Origin of the sequence: Mesobacillus sp. (genome assembly GCF_047739415.1) — a bacterium.
GTDB lineage: Bacteria > Bacillota > Bacilli > Bacillales > Cytobacillaceae > Mesobacillus.
The window spans coordinates 20,833-27,624 of record NZ_JBIQOE010000269.1 but is presented as its reverse complement, the minus strand read 5'-3'; the positions used below and the strand labels follow the sequence as shown (position 1 = coordinate 27,624).

Annotated in this window: 10 protein-coding genes; 8 read left to right on the top strand and 2 right to left on the bottom strand. The window is 39.3% G+C overall.

The window, feature by feature from the left end; genetic code table 11:
- Positions 1–9: 9 nt before the first annotated feature.
- A complete protein-coding gene (locus tag ACH0QE_RS21005) occupies positions 10–384 on the top strand; it encodes a GNAT family N-acetyltransferase (protein ID WP_415802427.1) in 375 nt (124 codons plus the stop codon).
- Between the two features lie 425 nt (positions 385–809).
- On the opposite strand, the gene ACH0QE_RS21000 is transcribed toward ACH0QE_RS21005, so the two are convergent.
- Positions 810–1,331, bottom strand: a complete 522-nt coding sequence (locus ACH0QE_RS21000) for an undecaprenyl-diphosphatase (RefSeq protein ID WP_415802424.1) — start codon at positions 1,329–1,331, stop codon at positions 810–812.
- A gap of 74 nt (positions 1,332–1,405) precedes the next feature.
- Here ACH0QE_RS21000 and ACH0QE_RS20995 point away from each other — a divergent pair, with 74 nt between their 5' ends.
- On the top strand, positions 1,406–1,873 hold the full coding sequence (locus ACH0QE_RS20995; protein WP_415802423.1) for a GyrI-like domain-containing protein: 468 nt from the start codon (positions 1,406–1,408) through the stop codon (positions 1,871–1,873).
- A gap of 159 nt (positions 1,874–2,032) precedes the next feature.
- On the opposite strand, the gene ACH0QE_RS20990 is transcribed toward ACH0QE_RS20995, so the two are convergent.
- Positions 2,033–2,341: a DUF4257 domain-containing protein gene (locus ACH0QE_RS20990; protein WP_415802422.1), complete on the bottom strand. Its 309-nt coding sequence runs from the start codon at positions 2,339–2,341 to the stop codon at positions 2,033–2,035.
- 258 nt (positions 2,342–2,599) lie between these two features.
- Here ACH0QE_RS20990 and ACH0QE_RS20985 point away from each other — a divergent pair, with 258 nt between their 5' ends.
- The 6 genes from ACH0QE_RS20985 to ACH0QE_RS20960 all read left to right on the top strand — a co-directional run bounded on the left by ACH0QE_RS20985 (position 2,600) and on the right by ACH0QE_RS20960 (position 6,774).
- Entirely contained in the window at positions 2,600–3,118 is a 519-nt protein-coding gene (locus tag ACH0QE_RS20985) for an NUDIX hydrolase (protein WP_415802421.1), read from the top strand.
- A gap of 51 nt (positions 3,119–3,169) precedes the next feature.
- Positions 3,170–3,760 carry a kinase gene (locus tag ACH0QE_RS20980; RefSeq protein ID WP_415802426.1) on the top strand — a complete coding sequence of 197 codons (591 nt, stop codon included), beginning with the start codon at positions 3,170–3,172 and terminating at the stop codon, positions 3,758–3,760.
- Positions 3,761–4,186: 426 nt separating this feature from the next.
- Entirely contained in the window at positions 4,187–4,792 is a 606-nt protein-coding gene (locus ACH0QE_RS20975) for a DUF4253 domain-containing protein (RefSeq protein WP_415802420.1), read from the top strand.
- 1 nt (position 4,793) lies between these two features.
- Positions 4,794–5,120, top strand: a complete 327-nt coding sequence (locus tag ACH0QE_RS20970; RefSeq protein WP_415802419.1) for a hypothetical protein — start codon at positions 4,794–4,796, stop codon at positions 5,118–5,120.
- Positions 5,120–6,145, top strand: coding sequence for a DUF2332 domain-containing protein (locus tag ACH0QE_RS20965; protein WP_415802418.1), 1,026 nt, complete (start codon positions 5,120–5,122; stop codon positions 6,143–6,145). The genes ACH0QE_RS20970 and ACH0QE_RS20965 overlap by 1 nt, the downstream gene beginning before the upstream one ends.
- A gap of 32 nt (positions 6,146–6,177) precedes the next feature.
- Positions 6,178–6,774: a hypothetical protein gene (locus tag ACH0QE_RS20960; protein ID WP_415802417.1), complete on the top strand. Its 597-nt coding sequence runs from the start codon at positions 6,178–6,180 to the stop codon at positions 6,772–6,774.
- Positions 6,775–6,792: the final 18 nt, after the last annotated feature.

Below are 6,792 nucleotides of genomic sequence, written 5' to 3'. Positions count from 1 at the left end.
AAACACTTCATGGCCTCAAATCTGTATTCAATCGCTGAAGTTCAGTTTCTTGATCAGTTCAAGACATCCGGAATTTTTGAGGGAGAGCAGATGGTGGGCTTCGCGATGTACGGTATTGACCCGGATGATAATAATTATTGGATTTATCGTTTAATGATCGATGAGTTGCATCAGGGTAAAGGCTTTGGGACTGCGGCGGTAAAATTAGTAGTTGAAGAGATTAAAAGAATGAACACGAATGGAATCCCAACGATCATGATTGGATATAATCAAGAGAATGACGGGGCAAGAGCTACATACAAGAAGGTCGGATTTGCTGAGACGGAAATTGCACCGTGGGGAGAGCAGTTGGCAGCTTACAACCTTAAGACTGAGGTTCACTGATATGACGGTTAAAAATAAGTGAAAGTAATGAAAAAGTGTCTGTCATCAAGGCCATGACGGACAGAAAAGAGAAGAAGACCCTCAAAAGTGTCCGTCATCAAGGTCATGACAGACAGAAATGAGAGGAAGACTTGGAAAAGTGTCCGTCATCAAGGTCATGACGGACAGAAATGAGAGGAAGACCCAGAAAAGTGTCCGTCATCAAGGCCATGACGGACAGAAATGAGAGGAAGACCTGGAAAAGTGTCCGTCATCAAGGTCATGACGGACAGAAATGAGAGGAAGATCCAGAAAAGTGTCCGTCATCAAGGCCATGACGGACAGAAAAGAGAAGAAGACCCTCAAAAGTGTCCGTCATCAAGGTCATGACGGACAGAAATGGGAGGAAGTCCCGGAAAAATGTCCGTCATTAAGTCAAAAGGTTGTTAGCTGGCTTCCGGTTTGTTTCCGAACTTACTGAACGAAATGATGCGTGTCACCAAACTAGTCAGTGCGCCAAGAATAGCACTTCCAATGATGTCTGATGGATAGTGATGCCCAACCCAGACTCGGGAGAAGCCGGTTAGCGCAGACATCCACATCATGATCGTACCGAGGGTCCGGTGAAACATGAATACAGTGGTAGAAGCAGCGAAAGCGAGCATTGTATGCTTGCTGGGAAAGGAAGAATCTGTTTTTGAAGGAATAAGGATTCCAACACGTCGTTTAATGAAGGGGCGAGGTTTAAAATAAAATAAATTGATGAAGAAATGGGAAAAGAAGCTGATGGTAACTGCAATCCCCGTTTCTAGAGCAATTCTTTTGTTAAACCGGTTTTTGAACAGCATCAATACTATGATCAAAAGATAAGCATAGCGTACACGATTTGAAATAAGGATCATTAGTTGATCCATTGGTGAAAAGCGGCCAGAAAGTCTGTTGATTAGCTTGAAAAGTTTAAGATCCATCATGTTACTCCTCAATGTTTTAGTCTTACTTTTCCCTGGCTGATTAGAAAAATGTACGAAAAAAAGGAGAGGATATGACAATGGTAACTAAAATCGTCAATAGAGAAGCATTTAAGGCTATAGGTGTTAAATGGATCGGCACTTTTGAACAGGCAGCAAAGGGAGAAATCAAAAGCTTTCATAAGGGATTTCTTGAAAGGAAAAATGAAATAAAGAGCGCTGTAAATACAGAAAACATTCTTGGTCTTTCTTATCATATCAACGAAAATGGTTTTACATATTATCTGGCTTTGGAAGTGGAAGATACAACGGTTATACCTGAAGAAATGGAGCTTATTACGGTTCCGGCCTATGCTTTTGCCAGTACAGAGTATAAGGGAACAGCAGTGCATGAAGCTTATACAGGCTTGTACGCTTGGATCAAACAGAATGGCTATTCATTAAACAAGAGTGAATTAGAGCATCTTGAAGAGTATCCAGGAAGCTTTAATCCTTTAAAAGATGCACCTGAACTGAAAATCAATATTCCGATTTTGGTTTAAAAAGGGATTTATTTTAATGAAAGGTAATGTTTAGGGGGAAAGGGGTAGGCTTAAAAGTTTCCCAACTTCTTTTTTATCAAAAAAAAACAAGCACTTTGGAAGCTGCTTGACCAATGGCGTTAGCAAACTTCTTTCTCTTAGGCTGAGGTGTTGGTTTTTTCATTTGCCAATATCCTCCCCGCCTGGGTTACTGCTTCCTATTCGAAATAACTCTAGGCCCCTTAGTAAGGCATCACCCCCGAAACCCGCCATGATGGACATCAAAAAAACTCTAAGAAGTGAATCAGCTTCTGAAGAGACTACCAATAGTGCGGCTGTTAATGAACCGGTGAGGATTTCTTCCAAGAAACCAAGGTAAATGAATTTCTTTGTCCTTCTCGGCATGATGATCTTGCCTCGTTTTCTCACATGAGCTGTCAGTCCAACAAATCCACCGATGACCATTGCGAAAATAACGTTTTCTAACAAATTGATCACTCTCCTATTTTTGTTGGTCGACCTTCAGTAACTCTAGGTGTATTACTATTATACAAGTAGTAATGTTGGAAAAGCATGTGTAAATTTATCGAATTTTCAGTAAATTTATATGGTAAAAATTATGTGTAACTTTTTGGTAAAAATTATAATTTGGGACCTTTGAAAAAAGTTACAGGCCTTTAGGCTTAAAGAAGGGATACAAATGAGTGTATCCCAATAAGAGAAGCACAATTGGAAAGGGGATCACCAATGTTTGTTTTAAATGTTGAAGGCGCTATCTACAAGGAAGGAAAGTGGCTGATTATTGAAAGGAGTTCCAAAGAGGAACATGCCGGAGGGCTTCTTTCGCTTGTTGGCGGAACGGTTGAAAACGAGGGGTTCTCAAAGGATTTACTTGAGCGAACTTTGAAAAGGGAGCTCTTTGAGGAAGTGGGTATCACAATAAAAGAGGAAGTTACATATGTTCGGAATACTTCTTTTGTTCTTCCGGATGGAAGGGAAGTGCTTGATCTGGTCTTTTATTGTGAGATTGCATCAGGTGAACCATTTGCAAAAAGTCCAGATGAAGTCGCCGTTGTATATTGGATGACCGAAGAAGAAATCATTGCCCATCCATATGCTCCTTTATGGTTAAGGGAAAGCATCGAAGAAGCGGAGCATACCATCAGAAAGATTCAATTCAATTTAAATGATACCGCCTTATACAGGTGGTTATTTTTTTGCCTGAAAAAGGAAATATGTGTCGATTTAGCGAATAAGTTAATGTAACTTTCACCTATGAAATGAGAGGTAGACACATTGGATTTTACAGGAAAAATAATGAAGGAAATCGATTCAGCAATTGGTCAAAATGAACGTTTTATTCTAGGTATAGATGGTCTCAGCAGGGCTGGGAAAACGACACTTGTAAAAAAACTCGCTTCAATGTTGGACACAAAAGACATTCAAAACCTGATTATCCATATAGATGACCATATTGTTGAACGGCAGAGCAGATACAATACCGGGCAAGACGAATGGAAAGAATATTATTACCTGCAATGGGATATTGAGTTGCTCAAGGGAATTTTGTTTGAAAAGCTCATTTACTCTAATGAACTAGAGCTGCCCTATTACGATAATGGTTTGGATCGACATGAATATAAAAACCTGAATATAGCTGATAAGAAGATCATTATTGTTGAAGGGGTCTTCTTGCTGAGAAAGGAATGGAGCAGCTTTTTTGATTTTACAGTCTTTCTGGATTGCCCAAGAGATGTTCGCTTTTCAAGGGAAAGCTTGAAAACTCAGCAGAACATCGAAAAGTTTACTAAAAGATATTGGAAGGCTGAAGATTTTTATATGGAAAATGTGAGGCCAATTGCAAAGGCGCAATTAGTATTATCATGCGATAAGTTGGTGAAAGAGTGATTTTAAGTTGGGATAAGAAGTTCACAAAAGAAAAAATCAACTCCTGTCTTGTTCTGCATGAAAATAATGAATCCTTTTGATCTTCTGAAAATAGGCAAGCTGATGCTAAGTAACGGGAAATGGGGAACGAAGAGGATTGTTTCCGAGGAATGGATACAAAAATTTACTGCACCAACGGGTAAAGATCGTGACTAAATATTTTTCGGGTACGACTATGATATATTGGCCGCTATCAATCGCGAAAAAGGTATGCGGGCTGACCGGAGCATTGTCTTCATCTGAAAGAATCCACCAGTGGTATCCGTACATTCCAAAATAAGGACCCAGTGACAATTATGCTGGAACACATGTACCCCTGGAGTACTTTAAAACAGAAATACTGCCGTCATTCATTTAAGGAGTACAAATAGAAAGTGGTGTGGAGAGATGGTCTGGAAAAAGTTATTTAGCTTTGGCAAGATTTCGGAGAAGGAAGTGAATCTTGAGGAAGCAAATTTTTCAGAAGAAGCATTGACAATTTTAAAAAGGAATTCACACAGCAAATTGATGCCCTTGTATAATACGGACTTGTATTCTGATAAACCAGGTGAGCTGGCTGGAATTTGTATTAAGGCAAAGAAAGAAGAATCGGAACATTTTGTCTTGAAGCTTAAAGAGGAGCTGCGGGAGATAAACTATCAGGCCTTTATTTGCGATTATGATCATAAAGAGATCGGTATTATCAAGGGTACCGACCGATTCGACATTCTGAAGGTTCAGCAGACCCATGGAGACAATTACGATATAAGCAATGAGAACGTCATTTCAAAACTGAAGGACTGGCATAGAAGGTTTCCATTCATCATCATTGGGGCGGATTATGACTGGGTGGAAATCAGTTTTCGCATAATGCCAAAAGGCAAGGAATTAATGGTACTGGCAAAAGAAATCGCTAAATTTTGTCCGGACATTATGGAACAGGGAACAGGAACGATCAGCGGTTTAATCGAGGAAATGAAAGAGACAGGGAAATTATTTTTATGGTGGGATTAATATGTTAAAACGTAACAGATTATTGATGATTTCTATTTTCATTGGTGTAATCGGAATATCCATTACTCCTTTCTTCGATTCTGTCGTTGTAACAACTGATTATGATTTGACAAGGCACAGACTTGGACTTCCACTGCCGATTATTGAACAGAACACCTGGTTGACACCTTTGGATGATGCTTTTCCGTTTGAATTAGGATTAGTGAGTCCGCAGGAGAACCCTACGAAGATATTAATGGGTAATTATTTATTCCTTGTGGTGGCAGCTGTGGTAACTGTTTATATGATTTTAGTGAGTATCAAGGTTTTATATAAAAGGATTAGGTGATGTTTATGTCTGATGATATCTCTATGAAGTTCAAAAGATTTGCGGTTCTTGAATGCAAAGGGTCAAGCCGGCTATATGAATTCCTATCTTCCAGAATAGCTGAAGATACTAAAATGCTTAACCTTGCAAAGAAAACGAGAGAAGGCCAGCCGGTGCCAAATCTATTTTTTGGAGCTGTACACTATCTATTAATGAAAAGATATAATCATCCGCTGGCGGGATTCTATCCAAGCTTGACCGAACAACCTCTTCCTGCGGAAAAAGCTTATCCGGCTTTCGTCGATTTTTGCCAGGCATATTCTGAAGAGATAATCGAATTGATTAAAAGCAAAATTGTCCAGACAAATGAGGTCAGGCGCTGTTCTTATCTCTATCCCATATTCAGCCGTATTTCCCACATGACCAGAAAGCCATTGGCATTGATTGAAATCGGAACGAGTGCGGGCTTACAGTTATTCGTGGACAAATACAGTTATTCATATGGTACAGATAAGATTGTCGGGAATATTGATTCGGAAGTTCACCTAAGATCTGAAATAAGAGGAGATAAATCACTTCTGAATCCATTGCCCCCTTTTGATGTTGCAACAAGAATAGGAGTCGACCTGCATATAAATGATGTGAGAGATACAGAGGATTACTTATGGCTAAAGGCATTGATCTGGCCAGAACATGGTGAAAGACGTGAGTTATTCGAAAAAGCGGCAAGCTATGTGAGCAATCAAACATTAAGCTTAATAGAGGGGGATGGAGTTGAAATACTCCGATTCCTGGCAGCAGAAATTCCAGGAGAACAAGTGATTTGTGTATTTCATACCCATGTTGCCAATCAAATGCCAGTCGAAACTAAGGAGAAGCTTTTGGAGCAAATAAAGGAAATAGGAAATCGAAGGGCGATTTTTCATATATACAATAATATTTACGATGCAAAGCTTCACTTCGATTATTATCTCGATGGACAAGAAAGCTTGAACTCAATCGGGGAAACCGACGGCCATGGCAGTTGGTTCAAACTGGTTTTTTAGGATGTTGGAATTTTTCTATAAGGGTGATTTATATGGATAAAGGCGCTTTAATGATTTCTTTTATAGGTATATCCATAGCCATTTTATACTCAATTTATCAACTTTTTATTAGTAAAACGACAGTTGGGTTGGAGCAAGAAATAGATGAGAAGATGAAAGCCCGTCCAATCGCCAATGTTATTCGTTATTTGATCTTCCTAGCTGTAAACTCTTTCCTGGCAAATATGTTTTTCGACATTGGCTGGCTGTTATGGATTAGTTTTTTTTCAGCAGTTGCTTTATGGATCTTGCTGGTTGAGCATCGGTTTAACTTTCCATACCTGATCAGTATCATTGTTATTCTATTAATATTTTTAGGAGCTGGTGTACCGAAGCATCAACAATCGTTTCTAAATCATATCAGTGATCATACAGAATACAATTGTTTTAGCATTGAATGTGTGAAAGTCTCTCAAGTGGTGATAGATGATGAGTTGAAGACGGAGATCGAAACTTATTCGATCCAGGGCTACTCGTTTGATTGGTATTTGCTGTTCTCCAAAGGAGCATTATTGCTAAAAGATGAACAAGGTAATATGGAGGAATTCAGAGGTGTTAACATTGGTGGCCTTTGGCTGCTGGAAAAATAACCATGATCAGGAGTGGGG

Bases quoted from the DNA above. Each gene is read 5' to 3' on its own strand.
- ACH0QE_RS21000 (WP_415802424.1), bottom strand. From the start codon at position 1,331: ATGGATCTTAAACTTTTCAAGCTAATCAACAGACTTTCTGGCCGCTTT.
- ACH0QE_RS20980 (WP_415802426.1), top strand. From the start codon at position 3,170: ATGAAGGAAATCGATTCAGCAATTGGTCAAAATGAACGTTTTATTCTA.
- ACH0QE_RS20965 (WP_415802418.1), top strand. From the start codon at position 5,120: ATGTTTATGTCTGATGATATCTCTATGAAGTTCAAAAGATTTGCGGTT.
- ACH0QE_RS20985 (WP_415802421.1), top strand. From the start codon at position 2,600: ATGTTTGTTTTAAATGTTGAAGGCGCTATCTACAAGGAAGGAAAGTGG.
- ACH0QE_RS21005 (WP_415802427.1), top strand. From the start codon at position 10: ATGGCCTCAAATCTGTATTCAATCGCTGAAGTTCAGTTTCTTGATCAG.
- ACH0QE_RS20995 (WP_415802423.1), top strand. From the start codon at position 1,406: ATGACAATGGTAACTAAAATCGTCAATAGAGAAGCATTTAAGGCTATA.
- ACH0QE_RS20970 (WP_415802419.1), top strand. From the start codon at position 4,794: ATGTTAAAACGTAACAGATTATTGATGATTTCTATTTTCATTGGTGTA.
- ACH0QE_RS20975 (WP_415802420.1), top strand. From the start codon at position 4,187: ATGGTCTGGAAAAAGTTATTTAGCTTTGGCAAGATTTCGGAGAAGGAA.
- ACH0QE_RS20960 (WP_415802417.1), top strand. From the start codon at position 6,178: ATGGATAAAGGCGCTTTAATGATTTCTTTTATAGGTATATCCATAGCC.